General features: G+C 62.2%; 21 protein-coding genes. 11 read left to right on the top strand and 10 right to left on the bottom strand.

Annotated elements, in window-relative coordinates; genetic code table 11:
• The first annotated feature begins 115 nt into the window (after positions 1-115).
• Positions 116-451: an SDR family NAD(P)-dependent oxidoreductase gene (locus ACFOW7_RS03165; RefSeq protein ID WP_378160932.1), complete on the top strand. Its 336-nt coding sequence runs from the start codon at positions 116-118 to the stop codon at positions 449-451.
• Positions 409-882, top strand: coding sequence for an SDR family oxidoreductase (locus ACFOW7_RS03160; protein ID WP_378160929.1), 474 nt, complete (start codon positions 409-411; stop codon positions 880-882). The genes ACFOW7_RS03165 and ACFOW7_RS03160 overlap by 43 nt, the downstream gene beginning before the upstream one ends.
• 363 nt (positions 883-1,245) lie before the next feature.
• On the opposite strand, the gene mltG is transcribed toward ACFOW7_RS03160, so the two are convergent.
• The 4 genes from mltG to ACFOW7_RS03140 all read right to left on the bottom strand — a co-directional run bounded on the left by mltG (position 1,246) and on the right by ACFOW7_RS03140 (position 5,040).
• Entirely contained in the window at positions 1,246-2,268 is a 1,023-nt protein-coding gene (mltG, locus tag ACFOW7_RS03155) for an endolytic transglycosylase MltG (RefSeq protein ID WP_378160927.1), read from the bottom strand.
• A gap of 27 nt (positions 2,269-2,295) precedes the next feature.
• Complete coding sequence (locus tag ACFOW7_RS03150; RefSeq protein ID WP_378160925.1) at positions 2,296-4,257, bottom strand: ATP-dependent DNA helicase; 1,962 nt, start codon at positions 4,255-4,257, stop codon at positions 2,296-2,298.
• A gap of 121 nt (positions 4,258-4,378) precedes the next feature.
• Positions 4,379-4,567, bottom strand: coding sequence for a putative motility protein (locus ACFOW7_RS03145; protein ID WP_378160923.1), 189 nt, complete (start codon positions 4,565-4,567; stop codon positions 4,379-4,381).
• 71 nt (positions 4,568-4,638) lie between these two features.
• Positions 4,639-5,040: a hypothetical protein gene (locus ACFOW7_RS03140; protein ID WP_378160921.1), complete on the bottom strand. Its 402-nt coding sequence runs from the start codon at positions 5,038-5,040 to the stop codon at positions 4,639-4,641.
• Positions 5,041-5,239: 199 nt separating this feature from the next.
• On the opposite strand from ACFOW7_RS03140, the gene dapC reads away from it, so the two are divergent.
• The 4 genes from dapC to ACFOW7_RS03120 all read left to right on the top strand — a co-directional run bounded on the left by dapC (position 5,240) and on the right by ACFOW7_RS03120 (position 10,326).
• Positions 5,240-6,448 (top strand): succinyldiaminopimelate transaminase, encoded by a 1,209-nt coding sequence (dapC, locus tag ACFOW7_RS03135; protein ID WP_378160919.1) that lies wholly within the window; start codon positions 5,240-5,242, stop codon positions 6,446-6,448.
• Positions 6,449-6,521: 73 nt separating this feature from the next.
• The gene (gene dapD, locus ACFOW7_RS03130; RefSeq protein ID WP_378160917.1) at positions 6,522-7,349 is read left to right on the top strand and encodes a 2,3,4,5-tetrahydropyridine-2,6-dicarboxylate N-succinyltransferase; all 828 of its coding nucleotides are present in this window, start codon (positions 6,522-6,524) and stop codon (positions 7,347-7,349) included.
• Positions 7,350-7,453: 104 nt separating this feature from the next.
• Positions 7,454-9,070, top strand: a complete 1,617-nt coding sequence (locus ACFOW7_RS03125) for a GGDEF domain-containing response regulator (protein ID WP_378160915.1) — start codon at positions 7,454-7,456, stop codon at positions 9,068-9,070.
• Between the two features lie 125 nt (positions 9,071-9,195).
• Positions 9,196-10,326: a DUF4272 domain-containing protein gene (locus ACFOW7_RS03120; protein WP_378160913.1), complete on the top strand. Its 1,131-nt coding sequence runs from the start codon at positions 9,196-9,198 to the stop codon at positions 10,324-10,326.
• Between the two features lie 96 nt (positions 10,327-10,422).
• Here the strand turns inward: ACFOW7_RS03120 and ACFOW7_RS03115 are convergent, their stop codons facing one another.
• The 3 genes from ACFOW7_RS03115 to ACFOW7_RS03105 all read right to left on the bottom strand — a co-directional run bounded on the left by ACFOW7_RS03115 (position 10,423) and on the right by ACFOW7_RS03105 (position 12,732).
• Positions 10,423-11,196 carry a substrate-binding periplasmic protein gene (locus ACFOW7_RS03115; RefSeq protein WP_378160911.1) on the bottom strand — a complete coding sequence of 258 codons (774 nt, stop codon included), beginning with the start codon at positions 11,194-11,196 and terminating at the stop codon, positions 10,423-10,425.
• 149 nt (positions 11,197-11,345) lie between these two features.
• Entirely contained in the window at positions 11,346-12,140 is a 795-nt protein-coding gene (locus tag ACFOW7_RS03110) for an MOSC domain-containing protein (protein WP_378160909.1), read from the bottom strand.
• A gap of 31 nt (positions 12,141-12,171) precedes the next feature.
• Positions 12,172-12,732 carry an NAD(P)H-dependent oxidoreductase gene (locus tag ACFOW7_RS03105; RefSeq protein ID WP_378160906.1) on the bottom strand — a complete coding sequence of 187 codons (561 nt, stop codon included), beginning with the start codon at positions 12,730-12,732 and terminating at the stop codon, positions 12,172-12,174.
• Positions 12,733-12,873: 141 nt separating this feature from the next.
• On the opposite strand from ACFOW7_RS03105, the gene ACFOW7_RS03100 reads away from it, so the two are divergent.
• From ACFOW7_RS03100 to ACFOW7_RS03090, 3 genes are all read left to right on the top strand, one after another.
• On the top strand, positions 12,874-13,731 hold the full coding sequence (locus tag ACFOW7_RS03100) for a DMT family transporter (RefSeq protein WP_378160904.1): 858 nt from the start codon (positions 12,874-12,876) through the stop codon (positions 13,729-13,731).
• 237 nt (positions 13,732-13,968) lie between these two features.
• On the top strand, positions 13,969-14,562 hold the full coding sequence (locus ACFOW7_RS03095; protein WP_378160902.1) for a CheB methylesterase domain-containing protein: 594 nt from the start codon (positions 13,969-13,971) through the stop codon (positions 14,560-14,562).
• A gap of 140 nt (positions 14,563-14,702) precedes the next feature.
• Positions 14,703-16,424: a response regulator gene (locus ACFOW7_RS03090; RefSeq protein ID WP_378160900.1), complete on the top strand. Its 1,722-nt coding sequence runs from the start codon at positions 14,703-14,705 to the stop codon at positions 16,422-16,424.
• A gap of 171 nt (positions 16,425-16,595) precedes the next feature.
• On the opposite strand, the gene acnB is transcribed toward ACFOW7_RS03090, so the two are convergent.
• Positions 16,596-19,181 carry a bifunctional aconitate hydratase 2/2-methylisocitrate dehydratase gene (acnB, locus tag ACFOW7_RS03085; protein WP_378160898.1) on the bottom strand — a complete coding sequence of 862 codons (2,586 nt, stop codon included), beginning with the start codon at positions 19,179-19,181 and terminating at the stop codon, positions 16,596-16,598.
• A gap of 187 nt (positions 19,182-19,368) precedes the next feature.
• On the opposite strand from acnB, the gene gcvA reads away from it, so the two are divergent.
• Together gcvA and acnA are read left to right on the top strand one after the other, a co-directional pair.
• Positions 19,369-20,268, top strand: coding sequence for a transcriptional regulator GcvA (gene gcvA, locus ACFOW7_RS03080; RefSeq protein ID WP_378160896.1), 900 nt, complete (start codon positions 19,369-19,371; stop codon positions 20,266-20,268).
• Between the two features lie 151 nt (positions 20,269-20,419).
• Positions 20,420-23,119, top strand: coding sequence for an aconitate hydratase AcnA (acnA, locus tag ACFOW7_RS03075; RefSeq protein WP_378160894.1), 2,700 nt, complete (start codon positions 20,420-20,422; stop codon positions 23,117-23,119).
• 50 nt (positions 23,120-23,169) lie between these two features.
• On the opposite strand, the gene ACFOW7_RS03070 is transcribed toward acnA, so the two are convergent.
• Together ACFOW7_RS03070 and ACFOW7_RS03065 are read right to left on the bottom strand one after the other, a co-directional pair.
• Complete coding sequence (locus ACFOW7_RS03070) at positions 23,170-23,508, bottom strand: hypothetical protein (RefSeq protein ID WP_378160892.1); 339 nt, start codon at positions 23,506-23,508, stop codon at positions 23,170-23,172.
• Positions 23,509-23,528: 20 nt separating this feature from the next.
• Complete coding sequence (locus tag ACFOW7_RS03065) at positions 23,529-24,269, bottom strand: alpha/beta fold hydrolase (RefSeq protein ID WP_378160890.1); 741 nt, start codon at positions 24,267-24,269, stop codon at positions 23,529-23,531.
• Positions 24,270-24,277 lie beyond the last annotated feature (8 nt).

Below are 24,277 nucleotides of genomic sequence, written 5' to 3'. Positions count from 1 at the left end.
AGTTAACTCGCCGCCCCTCTTTTTTGATTATGTTAAGTAGAAATCCCATATAAGCCTGACTACTTCCCCAGGCCAGGAGGACCCAACCATGGATTGATGGCTGCAAGGAAAACGTGTGGTGATTACCAGTGGCAGCCAAGGCATCGGCTACGCCTGTGCCCAGGCCTTTGTCCGTGAAGGTGCCGAAGTTGCGTTGATTGCCCGCGACCCGCAGAGGATGGAAGCAGCCTGTAGCACCCTGCGCGCCAAGGGTGGTCAGGTCATGGGTGTATCGGCCGATCTGAGCGATCCACAAGCCGCCGAGGCCATTGCCTGGATCGAAGACGAGCTGGGATCGCTTGATATTCTGGTCAACAGCGCCGGCGCCACGCGGCGGTACGATCCGGCGATCGCTGGCTCCAGCGTCCCATGCCGTACTTCCCCTATCTGCACGCCCAGGACGCCGTGTTGAAACGGATGCGCCAGCGTGCCGAGCAGTCTTCCACCGGTCGTTGCCAGACCGGCGCCATCGTCAATATCGTCAGGATGGGCGGCAAGGTTGCCAGTGCGGTCCATGGAGCGGGCGGTGCGGCCAATGTTGCCCTGCTGCTGGTGACGGTCGGCCTGGCCAGCCACTACGCCCGAGTCGGCATCCGCATCAATGCGATCAACCCCGCCACCACCCTGACCGGACGGGCCGACGCCGCACTCGAAGTCGACGCCTGCCGCCAAGGCAGCAGCCGCGATGCGGTATTGGCAAGGCTTCTGGCGGAGATTCCCCTCGGGCCTTACGCCGATCCGGCAGAAATCGCCGATATGGCCGTGTTTCTGGCCAGCGAGCGGGCCAGTCATGTGGTGAGTACGGTGATGACGATCGATGGCGGGCGAAGCAGCGTGATCTGATCTGGCGATCCATGCATCCTGCGCCCTCCCCCAAGCTCGGACGCCCTAAGCTCGCTCAGATGTCCACGACCCGATGCTCCGGCATCAGCCCAAGAATTGCGGTCGCCCCCCCACAAACCAACAGGGCACAGACACCCCTCCCCAACAGCGCTCTTCCTCCCTTTTCATTATGTAAATACAGAATATTTTATAACCAACCATGGAAATAGATGGGAAGCAGGCAGTGGTGCTGAGGGGGGCGGGTTTGGGACAGCAAGGAGAGAATAGTCAAAGGGCTGCCGGATATAAACATTCCTTTTTGTCTATATCCAGCACCAAATCTTGCACAGATTTTGCAGGAATATTTATTTTTCTGCTTACTGCTTAGTGGGCACCCAGTTGGTAGCGGCGCACAGCTTGATTGTGCTGTTCCAGGGTTTCGGAGAAGTGGGAAGTGCCGTCACCTTTGGCGACGAAGTAGAGCCATTTACTGCTGGCCGGATTGACGGCTGCCAAGAGGGCCTCGCGGCCGGGCATGGCAATCGGGGTCGGAGTAAGGCCGCTGCGGGTGTAGGTGTTGTAAGGCGTATCGGTTTCCAGATCGACCCGACGCAGATTGCCGTCGAAACGCTCGCCCAGGCCGTAGATCACGCTTGGATCGGTCTGTAGACGCATACCGATCCGCAGCCGATTGACGAAGACCGAGGCAATCATCCCGCGATCGGTGGGCTTACCCGTTTCCTTCTCGATCATCGAAGCCAGGATCAGGGCTTCATAAGGCGTTTTCAGCGGCAGGTCGGCCGCACGGGCTTCCCAGGCCACGGCCAGTTGCTTTTGCATGGCCTGATAGGCCCGGCTCAACACTTTGAGATCGGAACTGCCTTTGGCGAAATGATAGGTATCGGGAAAGAACATCCCTTCAGGCGAGGTTTCGCCGGCACCGATCGCGGCCATCAAGGCCGCATCGTCAAGTGCGGCGGAATCGTGCTTCAGATGCGGATGGCGCGCCAGCGCCGCCCTCACCTGCCGCCAGTTCCAGCCTTCGACCACCATCAGCGTGGCACTCGACACATCACCGTCGCTGAGCTTGTCGAGCAGACCCAGCACGGTCAGCGGCGCGGTGAATTCGTAGCTGCCGGCCTTGATCCGTGAATCCTGGCCGGTGGCGCGGGCGATCCATATCAACAACCAGGGCTGTTCCACCAACCCTTGCGCCGCCAGCTGATTGGCCGCGCCGCGCATCGTGGTGCCGGGTTCGAGGGTAAAGCTGTGCGGCTGCGCACCCAGCGGTAACGGCGTCGAGATATAGCGGTAGACATAAGCGGCCGAGGCCACCAGCACCAGCAGGATCAGCGTCAGCGTGATGGCGGCAAGACGGCCGGCGAGTCCGACAGAGGATTTCGACATGACGGGTAGAACGGCAATCGGAATAGGTTAGGACGGCTTGACCGTCGCGGCAGCTTTCGTTCCCACACCGATCACCTTGGCAAAGAAACGTTCGACCACGCTCTGCTCGCGGGTCCGGAGCATCGGCGGCAGGGCCTGCCAGATCCGCTTGCCGTAGGGTTTCTCGACCAGACGCGGATCGGCGATCATCAACACCCCTTTATCGTGCTCATCGCGGATCAGACGACCGGCCCCCTGTTTCAGGGTGATCGCCGCCCGTGGCAACTGATATTCGATAAAGGCATTGCGGCCGGCTTTGTTGATCTTGTCGACCTTGGCAGACAGCACGGGATCGTCAGGCGGGGCAAACGGCAGCTTATCGATCACCACCAGCTGGAGCTGCTCGCCTTTGACGTCGATGCCTTCCCAAAAGGTCTGACTGGCCACCAGCACGGCATTGGGCAGTTTACGGAAACGGTCGAGCAATTCACTGCGCGAGCCTTCGCCTTGCAATAGCAGCGGGAATTTCAGCCCCAGCGCCGGCAACCGGGCATTGAGCAGATCATAGGCTTCCCGCATCGCCCGCAGACTGGTGAACAGCAGAAAAGCCCGTCCCTGCGACATCTTGAGCAGAGGCAGCGCCGCCTCGACCACGGCAGCCGTGTATTCGCGCGAATTGGGGTCAGGCATGCCTTGCGGCACATAGAGCACCGCCTGGCTCTTGTAGGCAAACGGCGACTCCCAGGCCGCCTGATCGGCCTCCCACAGGCCCATCTCATAGGCGTAGTGGTTGAAGTTGCCATTCATCGCCAAGGTGGCCGAAGTAAAGATCCAGGCACGCTCCTGGTCGATCTGCCGGGCAAACAGCTTGGCGATGTCGAGCGGCGTGACATTGAGCTGATAGCCCTGACTGCCGACTTCGATCCAATGGACGGTCTCGGCACTCTCGGCATCCTGCCAGCGGCGCAGAATGGCCAGCAGCTCGGCGGCGCGACGGCGGCAATTCTCCAGACCTTCCGAGCGCTCGGCCTGGCGGCTCAGCAGATCGGCCAAATGATTCAGCCGGGTGGCCAGCTCATCGAGCGCATCGTGAAAAGCCTCGTTGTCGCTCAGCTGATGTTGCGGCAGACGCAGGGTTTCGGGACCGAACACCAGCCGCAGATCGCGGGTGGTCTTCTCCAGATCGAGTGCCGCCTGGGGCAGATGGATAAAGTCCTTGGCCGATACCAGTGCCTCGGCCCGGGCATCGCGGGCCAGTTCAAGCAACTGGCCCGAGGCCACCGTCTCACCGAAGAAGGCACTCGCCACTTCGGGCAATTGGTGGGCTTCGTCAAAGATCACCGTATTGCAACGCGGCAGCAGCTCACCGGCACCCTCGCCCTTGAGCCACAGATCGGCGAAGAACAGATGATGGTTGACCACCACCACATCGGCTTCGAGCGCCTCACGGCGGGCCTTCATCACAAAGCATTCCTGGTGATAGGGGCAGTCGCCGCCCAGGCAGTTTTCCTTGGTCGAGGTGGCATGGAGCCAGACGGGCGAGGATTCGGGCACTTTATTGCAGCCCGATTTATCGCCATCGCGCGACACCTTGGCGAAACGGGCGATCTCGTGCAGCTGGGTCACCTCTTCCTTGCGGGCGAAGCGGCCATCGGACTGAGCGCGCTCAAGGTGATAGTGACAGACGTAATTGGAGCGACCTTTGAGCAGGGCGGTCGTCACCGGCAGATTGAGCACGGCACGGACCTTGGGCAGATCGCGATGGAACAGTTGGTCTTGCAGCGGCTTGGTCCCGGTCGAAACCACCACCTTGCCGCCTGACAGCAATGCCGGAATCAGATAGGCATAGGTCTTGCCCGTACCGGTGCCCGCCTCCGCAATCAGCGGTTTCTTGCCCTGGATAGCAGCCTCGACCGCCCGGGCCATCTCGATTTGCTGGGGTCGGGGGCGATAACCGGGCTCGGCTTTGGCGAATAAGCCGGTGGCGGAGAAGACGTCGTCTAGGGTCATGCGCAGGGAAGATGCGATCTGTGGGAGGGCAAGCCAGCTATCTTAGCAGGGAGTGGCCCGCTTCGCCGTTATGCAATAAAAATGCCGCCCAAGGGCGGCAGAGATCGAGAAATTGGTGGGCTCAGGCGCGGATATCGACCGCGTTGCCCAGATGGGCGGGATTGCTCGGTTGCGGCAGCGCCTGAAGCAATTGCGCCGCGCTTTGCTGTTGCAGATCGAGTGCCTTGCGCAACATCAGGATCGAAGCGGCACCGGTGGTCTGAGCAGCAGCGGCGTTGCTGGCCGCATTGGCGATTGCGCTGATATTCATGGCGGTACTCCCAGGGAATTGCCGGTTCACTCTAGTCCACTGCGCAGGGGAGCGCCAGCGGACTTTTTCCCCTATCGACGCTTGCCGCCCTTTCTTGAAGCCTTGCTGGAAGATTTACCTCCCTTGACCGCCTTGGCCTTACTGCCGCGCGCGGCAGCCTTGCCGGCCATGGCGCGACCGCGCTTGCTGGTGCGCGCCTCGCGCCGGACGCGCGGCGATTTGCTGCCACGCGCTTGCGGCCGCTTGACCGCAGCAATCGGTTCGGCGGCGGCGGCCGTGTCACCGGGCAGCGGGGCATCGGGCACGGCGGCCGTGCTGGGCAGGACCGTGACCGGTTCGGCCAGCAAGCCCTGGGAATCAACGATACCGTCCTGAGGAACGGCCACTGCCGGTGCTACCAGCACCAGTGCCGTCAGCATCAGACAGAGATGGCGGGCAGTGGCGGTACAGAAGGTGCGAATCGGGCGCATCATATTTCTCCTGCTTTGCAATGACGCGTGAAGTGACGCGGATAAATGAAAGCGGCCGGGGCGGCAGGGGCGGTCCCGGTCCGGAAGCGCGCCATTTTACCGTCATGATGCAGATGAGCCTATCCCGCCTGGCTGGTCGCCCCGGTTTTGCGGCACGGGAAAGCCGCCTATAATCGAGCGCTTCCGCCCTGCCCCGCCATCGATGAACCCGCTCCTAGACCGCTTGCAGCCCTATCCGTTCCAGCGTCTGCGTGCCCTGCTGGCCGACTGCAACGCCCCGACCGGACTTGCCCCGATCGATCTGTCGATCGGCGAACCGAAACACCCGACTCCCGCCTTATTGACCGAGGCGCTGATGTCCGCGCTCGAACGCGGCCTGGCCCAATACCCGGCCACTCAGGGCAGCACTGCCTTGCGTCAGGCGATCTCAGGCTGGCTTGCCCGCCGCTACGGCATTACCCCGCCCGATCCCGAACGCGAGGTATTGCCCGTCAACGGCAGCCGCGAGGCGCTGTTCTCCTTTGTCCAGGCAGTGATCAACCGTCGCACCCCGGACTGCACCCCGCCGCTGGTGCTGTCGCCCAATCCCTTCTACCAGATCTATGAGGGCGCCGCGCTGCTGGCCGGGGCCGAGCCCTACTACCTGAACTGTCTGCCGGAAAACGGTTTCCAGCCCGATTGGGCCGCTGTTCCTGCTGAAGTCTGGCGCCGCACCCAATTGGTGTTCGTCTGTTCACCAGGCAATCCCACCGGTGCGGTGATGGACCTGCCGCAATGGCGCAGCCTGTTCGAGCTGTCCGACCGCTATGGTTTCGTGATTGCCGCCGACGAGTGCTACTCGGAAATCTGGTTCGATGCCCCCCCGCTAGGCGCCCTGGAAGCCGCCCAGCGGCTCGGCCGCGACTATCGCCGTCTGGTGGTGTTCTCCAGCCTGTCAAAGCGCTCCAACGCCCCGGGCCTGCGCTCGGGCTTTGTGGCCGGCGACGCGCAGGTACTTGCGCCATTCCTGCTCTACCGCACCTACCATGGCTCGGCCATGGCGCCGGCAGTGCAGGCCGCCAGTGCGGTGGTGTGGCAGGACGAGCCCCATGTCGAAGTCAACCGTGCGTGCTACCGGGCCAAGTTCGACGCCGTCCTGCCGCTCCTGGCCGGCCCGCTGGCGGTCGAGCGCCCGGCGGCGGCCTTCTATCTATGGGCTGGCGTGCCTGAGCGCTATGCCGGCGATGATCAGGCGTTTGCGCGCGATCTGTTCCGCCACTGCCATATCACCGTGCTGCCGGGCAGCTTTCTGGCGCGCGATGCCCATGGTGGCAATCCAGGCCGTGGCCGCGTGCGGTTGGCACTGGTGGCCCCGCTTGCCGACTGTGTCGAGGCGGCGCGCCGGATAGCCGCCTTCTGCGCCGCAGCTTGATCGATTGTTGAGTTTTTGATTGTTTTTATTGGCGGATCACCACGACCCGCGCCTTTTTCAAGGAAACCTGCCGATGCAACACCCGACCCAGTCCCTGATCGAACAAGCCTTCGAACATCGCAGCGAAATCACCCCGCACACGGTGACGCCGGAGCTGCGCGAGGCCATCGAATACGCCATCGCCCAGCTCGATAGCGGCGCACTGCGCGTGGCGGAGAAACGTGACGGTAGCTGGCAGGTCAATGAATGGCTGAAAAAAGCGGTGCTGCTGTATTTCCGCACCCACGACAACGAAGTGATGGACGGCGGCGGCTTCACCCGCTTCTTCGATAAGGTGCCGTCCAAGTTCCAGGGCTACGGCGAAGCCGACTTCAAGGCTACCGGCGCCCGGGTGGTGCCGCCGGCGCTGGCACGGCGCGGCAGCTTCATCGGCCGCAACGTGGTGCTGATGCCGTCCTATGTCAATATCGGCGCCTATGTCGATGAAGGCACCATGGTGGACACCTGGGTAACGGTCGGCTCGTGCGCCCAGATCGGCAAGAACGTCCATCTGTCGGGCGGCGTCGGGATCGGTGGCGTGCTTGAACCGCTGCAAGCGAGCCCCACCATCATCGAAGACGACTGCTTTATCGGCGCCCGCTCCGAGATTGTCGAAGGCGTGGTGGTCGAACAGGGTTCGGTGATTTCGATGGGCGTCTATATCAGCCAGTCGACCCGGATCTACGACCGCGAAACCGGTGAAATCCTCTATGGCCGCGTGCCGGCAGGTTCGGTGGTGGTGTCAGGCAGCCTGCCCGCTGCCGATGGCAGCCACAGCCTTTATGCCGCGATTATCGTGAAAAAGGTCGATGCCAAGACCCGTGCCAAGGTCGGCATCAATGAGTTGCTGCGCGGGGTCTGAGCGGATCGCGCATCCAGCAACGCATTTGTCATAAACGTTCGGCGATCTCGGTATTGGCGTGCTAATATCGATGAGATCGCCGGGCTTCCCGACTCAAGTCTCCAATGTCCTGCTCCTCTGTCGAACTACAGCAGAAATGCACCGCCCTTACCGCCACCTGGGACGGTTACTGTTCGACCCCCACCTTTGAAAACTTTGTGGAATTCGCGGTAACGCTCAACAGCTTTGCCGAATTCCTGATCGCCCGCGGCCTCTCGGGTTTGCACCATCTGGGCCGCGATCTCGAACAGGTGGCACTGGCGCTGTTCGGTGACGAGCGCAGCCACCCGATCAAGCCCGAAACCATGGCTGAGCTGGACCAGAAGCTCAAAGGTCTGGTCGAACGGGTCAGCGACTATATCGCCGCCAACAGCCGTCCGCGCGAAGAGCGCCGGATCAGCACCAGCCCGCTGGCCGCCCCGAGCGATCTGCAACCGGTACGCCAGCTCTGGCTGGTATCGCAGAATGAAGAAAGCTGGCGCGACCTGATCGCCCAGCTCGGCTATTTCGGTATCGAAGTCGATATCTTCCGCTGGGACGCGGTCCCGGCCGAATCCCCTTCCGTTCCCTTACTGCTGCTCGATGTGGCGGGCCTGCTCACCAGCGAGTGGAGCGCCCGGATCCGCACCCTGCGCGCCCGTTTCGACGCCAGCAATCTGCTGGCGCTCACCGTCCAGACCGATTTCCTGAGTCTACAGACCGCGCTCGCGGCCGGCTGCGACTACTGCTTCCCGCGCGGCACCTCGCTGCCCACCATCGTGGCCAAGGTGCTCGAACTCAACGATAGCGAGGAGCAGGAGGAATATCGGGTACTGGTGGTCGAAGATTCGATCACCGCCATCAAGCTGATCCAGCGCACGCTGGAGGAAAACGGCATCCAGAGCTCGGCCGTCTCCAACCCGCGCGAAGTGCTCGACGCCTTGAAGCGCTACAACCCCGATCTGATCCTGATGGACATGCATATGCCCAACTGCACCGGGGTCGAAGCGGCACGGGTGATCCGGCAGCATCCGCAGTTCCTGTCGATTCCCATCGTCTATCTGTCGGGCGAGACCGATGTCGGCATGCAGATCGATGCGCTGCGGCTCGGTGGCGACCATTTCCTGACCAAACCGGTCAACCCGGTCTGGCTCAACGCCATCGTCAAGACCAAGATCGAACGTTATCGCGCCCTGCGCCGCTCGATGTTCCATGACAGCCTGACCGGCCTGCTTAACCACACCAGCACCAAACGGGTGCTCGACCAGGCCGTCAGTGCGGCCGCGAGCGACAACGGCGTGCTGAGCGTGGCGATGATCGATATCGACCATTTCAAGAAGGTCAACGATACCTATGGCCATCCGGTCGGCGATCAGATCATCCGCAGCCTGGCCTGGCTGCTCAAACAGCGCTTGCGCAAAACCGATATCGTCGGCCGCTATGGCGGCGAGGAATTTCTGGTCGGGCTGCCCGGCACCGCCGCCGACCATGCTTTCGAAGTACTCGACCGCATCCGGCGCGACTTCTCGCAGATCAAGCACCCCTTCAACGAGACCTGGTTCAACACCACCTTCTCCAGCGGCATCGCCAGCTTCCCGGCCATCGAGAGCAGCGAAGGACTGGTCAAATTCGCCGACGAGGCCCTCTATCAGGCCAAACGCGGCGGCCGCAACCGGGTGATGCTGCCCAAGCGCAATCATTGATGATCCGATACAAATAATCGGAAAAACCTCTGCAAGATCTGGATTGCCATTTATCCATAAATAAATATTCTTTAGAGCCGGTCGCCTTAGTTCCGGCTTCCTCCCTCTTTACCCGGATCACCTCCATGCTGTCTGCGCAAGCCGCCCTCTATCTCCCCGTCGCCGACCCCGATCTGCGCCAACTGTTTCCGCAGATCGATCGTGCTGCCGACGGCTGTTGGATACTGCCGCTCGAAGGCGATGTACTGCGCCTCGCTCCCCTGCCGCGCGCCGCCGTCCCTGCCCATCTGATCGACCGTCAGAACTGGGCCGGCACCCAGCCGGGCGAGGCCGGCGCCCGCGCCCAGGCCATCGAGTGGCTGCGCCGCTGCCAGACGGTGCTGATTCTCCAGATCGACACTGACGACCCGGAGCGGGCTGAACAGAATCTCGATATCTGGGAAAGCGCTTTCGACCTGGCCCGGCAGTTCGATGGCCTGCTGTTGAGCCATGACTCGCTCTGGCAGCCCGATCGCGAGCTGTTGGTGGGGGCCTTGTGTGTGGATGATCTGGACGAGGATTTCCAGCTCCATCCCCCCACGGCCGGGCGGGTGGCACAGCGGGCGCTGGTGATGTCGGCTTTGGTGTGCCGGGCCTTTCTTGAGCGGGAAGCCGATGAGCCAGGCAGTGCGGCGACCGTGGCGCAACTGTTGCCGTGGCTGGAACGCCTGGGCATCGCGGACGAGCTGGAGCCGCAAGAGCGGGCTTTGCTGGAGACGCCGCTTGGTGAATTGAGCCAGGAAGATCAGGTCAACGGCACCTGGCAAGTGGAAGGACTCGCGGTGCTGGCCTGGGCGCTCGGTCGTCATCCGCTGCCCGATTACCAGTCGATAGTGCAGCCCAACGCGGTTGTGGAGAGCCTCGACTTTCTGGCGCCGGCCCCCATGCTGCTGAGTGCGCCGACACTGCGGCCGGCAGAAGCGCTGCTCGAACTTGGCGAGACGCTGTTTGCGCTGCACTGGCGACTACAGCAGTACCGGCTTGAGCCGGAAGCCATGAACTGGCGTGAGTTCGCCGACACCGCCTGGTTCGGCCCGCTGAAAATCGACAGTCTGCGGCTGGTCGATAACGATTTGTCGATCGACGGCCGCGCCATCGATCAGGCGGACGACGCCGCACGGCAGGCTTGCCACAGCATTACGCTGGAGCGTCATCGGGCGATCAACTGGCTGTTGGGCCATGGCGCGGTGTATTCGGAGGTGGAGACCAATACCTGATCGGTCCGGACTTGAGGCCGGCTCCTGCCCGGACAGCAAAGCAAAACCGGCCGCAGAAACGGCCGGTTTTTGTTTTCGCCGCAGCGAAGTTGGGGATTACTTCTTGAAGAACGCCTGTTCCTGCGCCTTGTATTCAGGCGACTCGCGCACCGCCGCCACGGCGGCCCACAAGTCTTCGCTGGCCTTGGGATACTTGGCGTGGAAGGGCTTGGCCAGCATCAGGTAATAGGGTTTTTCCACCAGGGGCGGCGACACCTTTTCGATATTGGCGAACTCGGGATTGCCCTTGAGCGAGTTGTCGGCTTCAACGGTCAGCAGTGCCACGCCCTGAACCCGCCCGCCGGCCAGTTTCTTCAGATTGTCATCGGCGGCCTTGGCGCCTTCGTCGAGGTTGGCGCCGGCGGCCTTGAGCTGGTCAATGATCGAATAGCCCGACTGCACGCCGATCTTGCCGCTGAGATTGCTGAATTTGCTGCCATCCCAACCAAGATTGCTGCCCTTGGTCCGATAGAGGCTGTAGCTGTCGAACATCATGCGGCGTGCCGGATCGTGTTTGCCGTCCTTCATCGGGTAGGCGGCGTAGACGGCGCGGTCATCCTTGTAACTGGCGGCGAAAGCGCCATCCATGGTCCCGGCCTGCAATTCGGACAGGCAGCGCTTCCAGGGCAGACCGACCAATTCCAACTTCAAACCGGTCTTTTTGGCAACGGCTTCCAGATGCAGGATATTGAGGCCCTTGCCGCTTTTGAGAATCCAGGGATAGACGTCTTCGTTCTCGTAACACAGCTTGATCGAGGCCGGCTTGTCTTCGGCCCAGGCTGCGACCGGGGCCGTCGCAGCCAGTGCCAGCAGGATCCAACAGGGTTTCATCAGAAATCTCCATGGTGATGCGGTGAAGGCCCGCTACCTAAGGAGTGTAGACAATTGTCGCGCCGCTGCTTTGATTTGCGACAGCCCTGTGCAAGTAAACCCTGGATTTCTCAAAAGAAACCGCACGGCCAAGACTCGAGGATTTGTTATCAGTCGAGTTTGTCGAGCAACTCGACGGTGTCGCCTAGCCGGATCATCCCCAGCCGTCTCGCCACCAGATTGACCCCGAAGCAGACACCATCATCGGCACGGCGATAATCGTTCAGGGTCGCCAGCGGCTGGCGCTGCGGATCGGGTTCGGCCAGATCGGGGTCGACCGTGGTGAACAGGCAGCGGCTGCAACGGTGGGTCTGCTCGAATACCGCCTCGCCGATCCGCAGATAACGCCAGCCGTCTTCGATATAGGGCGTCTCGGTCTGTACCAGCAGATTGGTGCGGAAATTGCGGATCGAGACCGGTTTGGCCAGCCGGCTATTGAGATCGTCGAGCGAGGCCGAGCCGATCAGCAATAGCGGCGCGCCATCGGCAAAACTGACGGGCAATTCCGGCGCCCGTTTGACCCGCCGGGTGGTCTGCTGGTCGGTGTAGACCAGACGGCAGGACAGACCCAGGAATTCCGAGAACCAGAAATCGGCCTCGTCATCGCCCACCTGGGCGGCAAAGTTGCTGCTCCATACCGTCACGGGCATCGAATCCGTCAGCCGGCCTGGCGCCATCTGTAGCGGCTCCATTCCCGGGGCACGGAATACCACCGCCTCATCACTCATCTCGACTTCGATCAGCACCAGCCTGGGGTGGGCACGGCCGGTCAGGAAACTGCCCTGTTCGTCCACCAGCATCCAGCGCCGATCATGACGCAGCCCCATCGCCTCGACCTCGGCCATGGTCAGCGAATTGCCACGGCACGACTTGAGTGGATAAACAAAAATCTCGGAAAGATGCATGCCCGGCCCCACGATCAAAAAAGAGGCCACGCTAACAAACGGGTTGGGCTTCGGCAAGCGCTGAGGCGGTCAGCGCGCCCAGACGCCGCCGGTAGTCGACCATCGCCGCCGCCAGCCCCACTTCGTCGATGCGATCGACACCGAAAATGGCGTAGCTCGGTTCAAGCTGCATATCGCAATAGCGAAAGGTATGGCTGATCGGCAGCAGCAATTCATCGAGACTGGCCCCGGCCCGGCCTTCGGCCCGGAAATCCGCTTCAGGGCTGCCCACACTCACCGCCAGCAATAAAGGTTTGCCACGCAGACCCCGTGCCTCGCGGCCATAGGCAAAGCCATACGTCAGCACCACATCGAGCCATTCCTTGAGCAGCGCCGGCGCCGCGTACCAATAGAGCGGGAATTGCAGCACCAGCGCCGAGGCTTCGGCCATGCGGGCCTGCTCAGCCGCGCAATCGATGCGGAAATCGGGATAGCAGGCATACAGATCATGTACCGGCAACCCGGCCTGTCGGGCCACCTCGGCCATGGCGAGATTGATGCGCGACTCGCCGTTCAGGGACGGATGGGCAACCACTACCAGCGGTTTGGACATAAAAGTTTATTCCCGAGTAATTTTGTCGGGTATTTTACCTATTTCTCTGGTGCTTACAACACCGTTACACGCAGGGTTTTTCCTATACTGCCCGGCACGGCCGTTCTAGAATCGAAGGCTTTTTCCTTGTTGCACCCCTTCATGTCCGCCTCACGTTACGCTTTCCCGGCCCTGCTTCTCGGGGCTGCCTGTATCGGCTTTGCCGGCATTTTCGTCCGCGTCAGCGAGGTTGGCCCCGCCGCTACCGGTTTCTGGCGGATGGCGTTGGCGCTGCCTTTTTTGTGGCTACTGAGCGCTCGTACCAGCCCGGCCGTCCGTCCGGGCCAAAGTCGGCTTGGCGCATCGCTCCTGCTTGGCGCTTTTTTTGCCGCCGATCTGGCGGTATGGCATCACTCCCTGCATATCACCACGGTGGCCAATGCCACCCTGCTTGCCAACTGCGTACCGGTGTTCTTTGTGCCGCTGCTTGGCTGGCTGATCTGGCGCGACAAGATAGAGCGGGCCTTCGTGCCCAGTTTTCTGATCACCTTGCTGGGTGTCGCGCTGCTCACGGGCGAAAACGTCACCCTGTCGCCCGAGCGCTTTCGGGGCGACCTGCTGGCCACGGTCGCAGCCGCGTTCTATTGCGCTTATCTATTGCTGATGAAAAGCGTGCGGCGCGAAGTCGATGTCGCACGCTTGATGGCAGTGAGCGGGGTGGGCGCGGCTGTGGTATTGCTGGCGGTGGCCCTGATGAGCGGCGAGAAGCTGGTGCCTGCCTCGCTGCACGGCTGGGCCACGCTGGCGGGGCTGGCGATCGTGACCCAGGTGCTGGGCCAGACCTTGATTGCCTATGGCCTGGGCCATCTGCCGGCCCATCTGTCGGCGCTGTGTCTGATGTTCCAGCCCATCGTCTCGGCGCTGGCGGCCTGGGCCTTGTTTGGCGAGCAGATTTCGCCGCTTCAGTTTGCCGGCGCCGCCGTGATTGTGGCCGGAGTATGGATGGCAAAACGCCATTAGACAGCCAGATCAACAGAATATATTTATAAATAAACAAAACCAGCTACCTCCCTTGAAATCGGTATGCTGGTTTTTTTATTAATCTCCACATCCCCAAGCTCTTCCCTACCTCCCACCAATAAAAACGACAGACGGTCAACACCACGACATCGGATTTGCATTGCTGGCTCGACTGGATTTCCCGCTCAGCGGCAACTAGTAATCAACGCATCGGTCAAGCCGGCCCCAGGAGGCCCGATGAGCCAGCGTCAGGACCCATCCCTCACCGCTTCGCCGCGTTTGATCGCCATTGGCGCCTCGACAGGGGGACCGCCCGTGCTCAGGACCATCCTGGCGCAGATGCCGCCGACGCTGCGAGCGCCTGTCGTGATCGTGCAACATATGGCGCCCCGTCTTGATCGCAGCTTTGTGAACTGGCTTGGTCAGGCAACTGGCTTTCCGGTCGAAGCAGCAACGCAGGGCACACCGCTTCGGCCCGGACGGGCCTATCTGGCGCCGGCCGGCCAGCAGTTGGGGATAGGGGAATATGGCGTACTGAACCTGGAAGTCGCGCCTGCCGAGCATGGTGCCTGCCCCTCGGTCGATTATCTGTTTCGCTCGGTGGCCCACCGCTATGGTCGTCACGCCATCGGCGTGCTGCTGACCGGGATGGGCGAGGATGGCGCCGGCGAGTTATTGACCATGCGCCGGGCCGGTGCCGTGACGGTGGCGCAGGATGAAGCGAGTGCCACGGTGTTCGGCATGCCGGGCGCGGCGATCCGGCTCGATGCCGCCCAATATATTCTGCCGCCACAAGCGATTGCCGACCTGTTGCGGCGGCTGGCAGGCTGATGGCCAAAAATTCAAATATTCAGCAAAAACATTACAAGCAATAGAGCCATAAAAATAAGAAAACAAATTTTTCACCCAAAACGATCATTTGTTCTCAGCATAATGACCGCGCCCGGACAAGCGGCGCGGAAGGAGGCCGCATGATGGAACTGTTGGAGCCAAGCTCCCCCGTCCGCATCCTGATCGCCGAAGACAGCCCGGCCCAGGCCGAACAGTTGAGATATCTGCTTGAATCGCAGCATTTCTCGGTACTGATGGCCGGCAATGGCCGGATCGCCCTTGAAACAGCCAGCCGGCAGCGCCCCAATATCATCATTACCGATGTGGTGATGCCCGAGATGGATGGCTATGAGCTATGCGCCGCGATCAAGGCTGACCCGGCGCTGCGTGATATTCCAGTCGTGATCGTCACGGCACTGAGCAACTGGGACGATATGACCCGCAGCCTCGAATGCGGCGCCGACAATTTTCTCCGCAAGCCCTACGACCCACAGATACTGGTGTCGCGGCTCAACCATATTCTGATGAATCAGGAACTGCGCCGCCGCCGGCCGGCCCAGTCGGTCGAAGCGGAGATTCCGCTGCTGCTCGATGGCAAGACCCATCTGATCAATACCCAGCGTGAGCAGATGGTCGATCTGCTGGTTTCCACTTATCAGGAAACCCTGCGCATGAACGAGGAACTGCAAGCGCGGCAGCGTGAGATCAGCCATGCCAATCAGGTGCTGCGCAGCCTCAACCGTATCGTCGACACCCTGCTCGACGCCGACACCGCCGCCGAGATCGGCCGCCGGGCATTGGCCGGTCTGGTCTCGCTGCCCGCTTTCGCCGGTGGCTGGATAGACTGGTACGACGAGCCACTGCCCACCCAGGCCGCCGGCAGCGTCAACGCCGAGCAGGTGGCCGAGCACGGCGCCAGCGGCTGCCAGCCGTCCGGCTCGCCCGGGGTCAAGCCCTGCCCGACCCTGGGCGGCGAACCGCATGCCAGTGCCTCACTGCGCGTCGATCAATTGAACGTCGGTGCCATCCATGTGGTGCCTGCCCATGGCGTGCGTTTTGGGGAAGCGGAGCTGAAGATCCTCGGCACCATCGCCAGCCAGATCAGCATCGCCCTGGCCCGGGTCCGGCTGCTCGCCAGCCTCAAGCAACGCGCGGTACAACTCGAGAGTGCCAACCGCGAGCTGGAGAGTTTCAGCTATTCGGTCTCGCACGACCTGCGCTCGCCGCTGCGTGCCATCGACGGCTTCTCGAGGCTATTGCAGACCAAGGAGAGCAACAGCCTGAGCAGCGAGGGCTTGCGCCTGCTCAATGTGATCCGCGACAGCACCAGCCGGATGAACCAGCTGATCAACGATCTGCTGGCCTTTTCCCATCTCAATACCGCCAAGCTCGCCACCGTGGAATTCGATATAACGGCGCAGGTCCGCAATGTTTTCGAGGAAGTACGCGGCGAGTGCGAAGGCAAACCGGTGGATTTCTCGCTCAGACCTCTACCGCCCGCCTTTGGCGATCGCTCCTTGCTGCGCCAGGTGTGGACCAATCTGCTGTCCAACGCCATCAAATATTCAGGCCAGCGCGAGCGGATCGAGATCGAAGTCAGCGGCATCGACAGCGGAATCGAAACCATCTACGCCGTGGCCGACCACGGCGCCGGCTTCAACATGGCCTACTACGACAAGCTGTTCGGGGTCTTCCAGCGTCTCCATAGCGACCAGCAGTTCCAGGGCACCGGCATTGGTCTCGCTAACGTCAAACGGATCGTCAGCCGCCATGGCGGCCGGGTATGGGCCGATGGGCGACCCGGTGAAGGGGCGACTTTTTATTTCTCGCTGCCCAAAGGCAATGTCGCCAAGTCAGTCTGAGCGTTTGGACGCGCGTCAAACCTGACCCCGGACAGCCCGAAAAAGCCCGGTGTTCAGCCTGTCCACCGTCTTGGATGATTACTACCCTGCCGCCATCGGTCTTCCGGCAATAAAAAACCCGCTGGATCGCTCCAGCGGGTTTCAATCGGATCAGCGTCTAGCGCGCTGGACTCAGACCGACACCTTGTCGGCGACGTCCTGGTAATCCTTGATTTCATTGAAGTTCATATAGCGGTAAACCTCGGCGCCCTTCTCATTGATGATGCCGATATTGGCCGCGTACTCCTCAAACGACGGGATCTTGCCGAGCTTGGAGCAGATTGCCGCCAGTTCGGCCGAGCCCAGGAACACATTGGTGTTCTTGCCCAGACGGTTGGGGAAGTTACGGGTCGAGGTAGACATCACGGTAGCGCCTTCGCGCACCTGGGCCTGGTTACCCATGCAGAGCGAGCAGCCGGGCATTTCCATCCGGGCGCCGGCACGGCCGAGGATGCCGTAATAGCCTTCTTCGGTCAGTTGCTGGGCGTCCATCTTGGTCGGCGGAGCCACCCACAGGCGCACCGGAATATCGGCCTTGCCTTCGAGCAGTTTGCCGGCGGCGCGGAAGTGGCCGATGTTGGTCATGCACGAACCGATAAACACTTCATCGATCTTGGTCCCGGCCACTTCGCTCAGCGTCTTCACATCGTCCGGATCGTTCGGGCAGGCGACGATCGGCTCCTTGACGTCGGCCAGATCGATCTCGATCACGGCGGCGTATTCGGCGTCGGCGTCAGGCGACAGCAGCTTCGGATCGGCAATCCAGGCTTCCATCGACTTGATGCGGCGCTCCAGGGTGCGGGCGTCTTCGTAGCCGTTGGCGATCATCCATTTCATCAGGGTGATGTTGGACTGCATGTACTCGATGATCGGCGCTTGATCGAGATGCACGGTACAGCCGGCAGCCGAGCGCTCGGCCGAGGCGTCGGACAGTTCGAACGCCTGCTCGACCTTGAGGTTGGGCAGACCTTCGATTTCCAGGATGCGGCCCGAGAAGATGTTCTTCTTGCCTTGCTTGGCCACGGTCAGCAGACCTTGCTTGATCGCATAGAGCGGAATGGCGTTGACCAGGTCGCGCAGGGTCACGCCCGGCTGCATTTCGCCCTTGAAGCGCACCAGCACCGATTCCGGCATATCGAGCGGCATCACGCCGGTCGCTGCGGCAAAGGCCACCAGTCCCGAACCTGCCGGGAACGAGATGCCGATCGGGAAACGGGTATGCGAATCGCCGCCGGTGCCGACGGTGTCGGGCATCAGCAGACGGTTGAGCCAGCTGTGGATCACGCCGTCGCCCGGACGCAGCGCCACGCCGCCACGGGTCGAGATGAAGTTCGGCAGTTCCTTGTGCATGCGCACATCGACCGGCTTCGGATAGGCGGCGGTATGGCAGAACGACTGCATCACCAGATCGGCCGAGAAGCCGAGGCAGGCCAGATCCTTCAGTTCGTCGCGGGTCATCGGGCCGGTGGTGTCCTGCGAACCCACGGTGGTCATGCGCGGCTCGCAATAGGTGCCCGGACGCACGCCCTGGCCTTCAGGCAGACCGCAGGCGCGGCCGACCATCTTCTGGGCCAGCGAGAAGCCCTTGCCCGAATCGACCGGCGACTTGGGCAGGCGGAATTCGGTCGATGCCGGCAGCTTCAACGCTTCGCGGGCCTTGGCAGTCAGGCCACGGCCGATGATCAGGTTGATCCGGCCGCCGGCGCGCACTTCGTCGAGCAGCACCTCGGACTTGAGCGAGAACTGGGCGATGGTCTCGCCGTTTTTCTCGACCCGGCCTTCATAGGGGAAGATATCGACCACATCGCCCATCTCCATCTTGGAGACATCGACTTCGATCGGCAGCGCGCCCGAGTCTTCCTGGGTATTGAAGAAGATCGGCGCAATCTTGCTGCCCAGACAGACACCGCCAAAGCGCTTGTTGGGCACGAAGGGGATGTCCTCGCCGGTATGCCAGATCACCGAGTTGGTGGCCGACTTGCGGCTCGAGCCGGTGCCGACCACATCGCCGACGTAGGCGACCAGATGGCCCTTCTTCTTCAGTTCATCGATCAGCTTGAGCGGACCGACCTTGCCCGAATCGTCGGGCACGATGCCTTCGCGCGGGTTCTTCAGCATCGCCAGCGCATGGAGCGGAATATCGGGGCGGCTCCAGGCATCGGGAGCGGGTGACAGGTCGTCGGTATTGGTTTCGCCGCCAACCTTGAACACGGTGACGGTGATCTGCTTGGGGACTTCGGGGCGGCTGGTGAACCACTCGGCATCGGCCCAGGACTTGAGCACGGCCTGGGCATTGGCGTTGCCGGCCTCGGCCTTGACCTGGATATCGTGGAAGTAATCAAACACCAGCAGGGTCTTCTTCAGGCCAGCGGCGGCGATCTGGCCGACTTCGGCGTCGTCGAGCAGGTCGATCAGCGGCTTGACGTTGTAGCCGCCCACCATGGTGCCGAGCAGCTCGGTGGCCTGGGCGCGCGACAGCAGCGGGCTGGTGACGCTGCGCTCTGCCAGGGCAGCCAGGAAGGACGCCTTGACCTTGGCGGCATCGTCAACGCCCGGCGGCACGCGGTGGGTGATCAGTTCAACCAGGAAGGCTTCTTCGCCAGCAGGCGGGGTCTTCAGCAGCTCGACCAGATCGGCGACCTGCTGGGCGTTGAGCGGAAGCGGCGGAATGCCGAGGGCGGCGCGTTCGGCGACGTGCTGGCGGTAGGCTTCTAGCATGGCGATAACCTTTGCTTGCGGATACGGGATAATCATCGGGACGGGCAAAGCCCGCGCTTGGGTCGACGCTGCGGGAAACGCATTCCCGGTCGCCGACGCCATTTTTAAAAGTGGCCGAAGCGTACTTGTAACGGTTACAAGATACAAACGAGTATTTGCCACACAGACTGTGAGGTAAACTCACACCATGAGTGGCCCCCTTCCTCCCCTGAACTCGCTGCGTGCCTTTGAAGCGGCGGCACGTCTACAGAGCTTTTCGGCGGCAGCCGACGAGCTGTTCGTCACCCATGGCGCTGTGAGCAAACAGATAAAACAGCTCGAAGCCTGGCTCGGTGTACGACTGTTCGAGCGCAGCGGCGGTCGGGTACGGCTGACCGAGGTGGGCTGGCGCTATCTGGTTCAAGTGCAGGATGGTCTAGATATCATCGCCAATGCCACGGCCCAGATCATGCAACCTGACCAACGGCGCCGTCTGGTGGTCAATTCGACCCCGACGCTCGCCATGCACTGGCTGCTGCCGCAGCTCGACGATTTCCGCCAGCAGCGGCCCGATGTGGAGCTGCGGCTGACCACGTCAGACCGCGACATCAGCCGGCTCGACGCCCCGTTCGATGTGGCGATCCGCCGCGGTCCGGCCGACTGGCCCGGCCATGTGGGCAAGCCGTTTCTGGCCGAATCGGAACTGCCGCTGTGCAGCCCGGCGCTGCTGGGGCGGCTGCCGATCGATTCGCCGGCCGACCTGGCCCGCCACACCCTGCTCTACGCCGACACCAGGCCGACTGCCTGGCAGCGCTGGCTGACGCTCGCCGGCGTCCCCGACCTCAAGCCGGCCGCCAGCCAGCAGTTCGATCATTTCTATCTGGCCCTGCAAGCGGCGATCGATGGACTTGGCGTCACACTGGGCCCCTTGCCCATGCTGCGGCCCAAGCTCGACGCCGGTCTGCTGGTGGCGCCACTTGCCGGACCGCTGGTCAGCGTGCGTGGTTATTGCTGGATCGTGCCGCGCACCGTATTGGCCGACAGCGCGGCGATGGCCTTCTGCCAATGGCTGGAACAACGGGCGGCCGCGCTCGAACGGCCGGTCTAAGGCTTGCTGCTTGCATCCCTCGCCCCATGGTCGAAGATAAGGGACAAAGAACCGCTGCACCGCAACACCGTCATATCCACTGGTCGGCCCCTGCATCTGCCGTGCATCACAACAATCACACGACACACGTCCTACCCGAAGGAGTCCGCTTATGTCGCACCTAGAACAGACCTTGCAAACCTTGTCACTGCCCTCGGGCCGCAGCCTGAAATACTACAGCCTGCCGGCACTCGAAGCCGCGGGTATCGGCCCGGTGTCGAAGCTGCCGGTGTCGATCCGTATCGTGCTGGAAGCGGTACTGCGCAATTGCGACGGCAAGAAAGTGACGGAGGCCCATGTACGCCAGTTGGCCAATTGGCAACCCGAGGCCGCGCGTACCGACGAGATTCCCTTTGTGGTGGCCCGGGTGGTCCTCCAGGATTTCACCGGCGTCCCGCTGCTGGCCGACCTGGCTGCCATGCGCAATGTGGCGCGTGATCTCAACAAGAATCCCAAGACCATCGAGCCGCTGGTGCCGGTCGATCTGGTGGTGGACCACTCGGTCCAGGTCGATTTCTACGGCAGCCAGGATGCCCTGCGTCGCAATATGGAACTCGAATTCCAGCGTAACGGCGAGCGCTACCAGTTCATGAAATGGGGCATGCAGGCCTTCGACACCTTCAAGGTGGTGCCACCCGGCATCGGTATCGTCCATCAGGTCAATCTGGAATATCTGTTCCGTGGCGTACAGATTCGCGGCGACCTGGCCTTCCCCGACACGCTGGTCGGGACCGACAGCCATACCACCATGATCAATGGGGTGGGCGTGGTCGGCTGGGGCGTCGGAGGGATCGAAGCCGAAGCGGGCATGCTGGGTCAGCCGGTCTATTTCCTTACGCCCGATGTGGTCGGGGTCGAATTGCGGGGCCGGCTGCGCGAAGGGATTACCGCCACCGATCTGGTGCTCGCTGTCACCCAGATGCTGCGCAAAGAGAAAGTGGTGGGCAAGTTCGTCGAATTCTTCGGCCAGGGCAGCGCCAGCCTGTCGGTGGTCGACCGCGCCACGATTGCCAATATGGCGCCCGAATATGGCGCCACCATGGGCTTCTTCCCGGTGGACGACCGCACGGTCGACTATATGCGCGGCACCGGCCGCAGCGAAGCCGAAATCGAGGCGTTCGAGCACTACTTCAAAGTCCAGGGCCTGTTCGGCATGCCTGCCGCCGGCGATATCGCCTACAGCAAGACCCTGGTGCTCGATCTGGACAGCATCGTGCCAAGCCTGGCCGGTCCGAAACGGCCGCAGGACCGGATCGAGCTCAACCGGATGAAGGAAGCCTTCGAGGCCGGCTTCAGCAAGCCGGTCGCCGAGAATGGCTTCAACAAACCGGCCGAGCAACTGACCCAGCGCCATCACACCCATCTGAGCGGAGTCGATCTGGGTCATGGCGATGTGCTGATTGCCGCGATCACCTCGTGCACCAATACCTCGAATCCGGGCGTGATGCTGGCAGCCGGGGTCCTGGCCAAGAAAGCGGTGGAAAAGGGCCTCAAGGTCAAACCGCATATCAAGACCTCGCTCGGCCCCGGTTCGCGCGTGGTGGCCGACTATCTGATGCGCTCAGGCTTGCAACCCTATCTCGACCAGCTGGGCTTCAACGTCGCCGCCTTTGGCTGCACCACCTGTATCGGCAACGCCGGCGACCTGGCGCCCGAACTCAACGAGGCCATCGTTCAGCATGATGTGGTGGCGGCAGCCGTGCTCAGCGGCAACCGCAACTTCGAGGCCCGTATCCACCCCAATATCCGCGCCAACTATCTGGCCTCGCCGCCACTGGTGGTGGCGTTTGCACTGGCCGGTCGGGTCAATATCGATCTCGATACCGAGCCGCTTGGCCACGACCAGGATGGCCAGCCGGTCTATCTGCGCGATATCTGGCCGACTTCCGAGGAAGTGGCCGCCGGGATGAAATACGCGCTCGATCCCGAGACCTTCCGCCGCCTCTATGGCGACTTCACCAGCGAACACGATCTGTGGAACGCCATCCCGGCGCCCGAAGGTCAGGTCTATACCTGGCCCGAATCGACCTATATCGCCCGCCCGCCGTTCTTCGACGGCTTCTCGATGCAGCCCAAGCCCGTCAACCCGATCCAGCATGCACGCGCATTGCTGATCCTGGGCGATTCGGTCACCACCGACCATATCTCGCCGGCCGGCTCGTTCAAGGAGACCACGCCGGCCGGGCTTTATCTGCTGTCCAAAGGCGTGCAGAAGCCCGACTTCAACAGCTACGGCTCGCGGCGCGGCAATCATGAGGTGATGATCCGTGGCACCTTCGCCAATGTGCGGGTGAAGAACCTGATGCTGCCGCCCAAGGAAGACGGCAGCCGCATCGAAGGTGGCTTTACCCTGCTCGACGGCCGGCAGACCACGGTCTACGAAGCGGCAATGGAATACCTGCGCCGTGGCACCCCGACCATCGTGTTCGCCGGCGAGGAATACGGGACCGGTTCGAGCCGCGACTGGGCGGCCAAGGGCACTCAACTGCTCGGGATCAAGGCCGTGGTGGCCCGCTCGTTCGAGCGTATCCACCGCTCCAATCTGGTCGGCATGGGGGTGCTGCCCTTGCAGTTCAAGCCCGGTGAAAGCGTGGACAGCCTCAAACTGGTCGGCAACGAAACCTTCGATATCGTTGGCGTGGGCGACGATCTGCGGCCGCAACAGGAGCTGGGCCTGCTGATCCATCGTGCCGACGGCAGCCAGACTTCGGTCACCCTGCTGTGCCGCATCGACACCCCGATCGAGGTCGACTACTACCGCCACGGCGGCATCCTACCCTATGTACTGCGGGAGTTGATGGCACGCGAGTGAGACGGGGATGGGTGGAGGCGCAGCCAGCCTCGACCCGGGGACAATAGAAACTATCCGGCAAACCATTTTCTAGATACGTAGCCGGTTTTATTAATAAATGAAATTATTAGGTCCACATGGTCATTCAGCCTCGGACACTGAGAGATGAAGAAAGCGGAAGCCTCGTACTTCCGCTTTTTTCGTCCCATCACGCCCAGCCAGGTCAGCGCATAGGCAGTTGAATCGGCGTCGCTGCCAAGCCCGGTGGAGCGCCGTACGGCTGCGCTTTGAGGTCCGCCCACGCTGACACCGAATCGGCTGGAAATGCGCCAGCGTCCGGGTTGGATCTGAACTGCCTGATCAAACGATCGCGGACGCCCCCAAAGCAGCACGATTTTCAGCCCGTCCACAGGCAGACTGCCGAGCCGACTCAACGGTCGCCCAGCATCGCCTCCACTGTGGCGCAGAAGCGATCGGGCTGCTCCAGCATCATCATATGTCCCACCCCGGGCAGCACCATATCGGCGCTGGCGGCCTCGCGCAGCCATGGCGGCACATCCCAGCCGACGGCCGATTTCTCGCCGGCCAGCAGGCGGATCGGCAGGCCACGGTCGACCAGGGCCTTGACCGGATCGAGCAGATCGACCGTCTCGCTGACCACCGCGCGCGCCATGGCCTGGACCGTGCTGGCCGGCTGGTTGTCGAGAATCCGGCGGGCCCAGCCGATCCGTTGCGGATTGGGATCGATCTCGGCATCGATCAGCCAGTTTTCGGGATGGGCCTGCATCTCGCGATATTCGGCGGCCCATTCCGACTCTTCCAGCGGCGCAATGCGACGACACCAGAAGGCGTCGTTGAGGGTGAGATTGCCTTCGACGCTGATCACGCTCTGCACCAGTCCGGGTTCGAGCCAGGCCAGCAGCATGGCCACGGCGCCGCCCACGCTATGACCCAGCAGATGGCACGGACGGCCGACCTGAGTGCGGATATAGCTCGCCACATGGTGGGCCTGCCGCTGCAAGGTCAGCACCTCGCTACAGCCGCTGTGCCGGCCGTAACCGAGCAGGTCGGGCGTATAGACAGCCAGCTCGGGCAGACGGGCGGCCGGCGAAAAATAGCTGATCGAGCCCAACAGGCCATGGATCATCACAAGCGGAGTGGTGGGATGCATCGCGAAAG

Source organism: Chitinimonas lacunae (assembly GCF_042650885.1).
Taxonomy (GTDB): Bacteria; Pseudomonadota; Gammaproteobacteria; order Burkholderiales; family Chitinimonadaceae; genus Chitinimonas_A; species Chitinimonas_A lacunae.
This window is presented reverse-complemented; position numbering and strand designations above follow the sequence as displayed.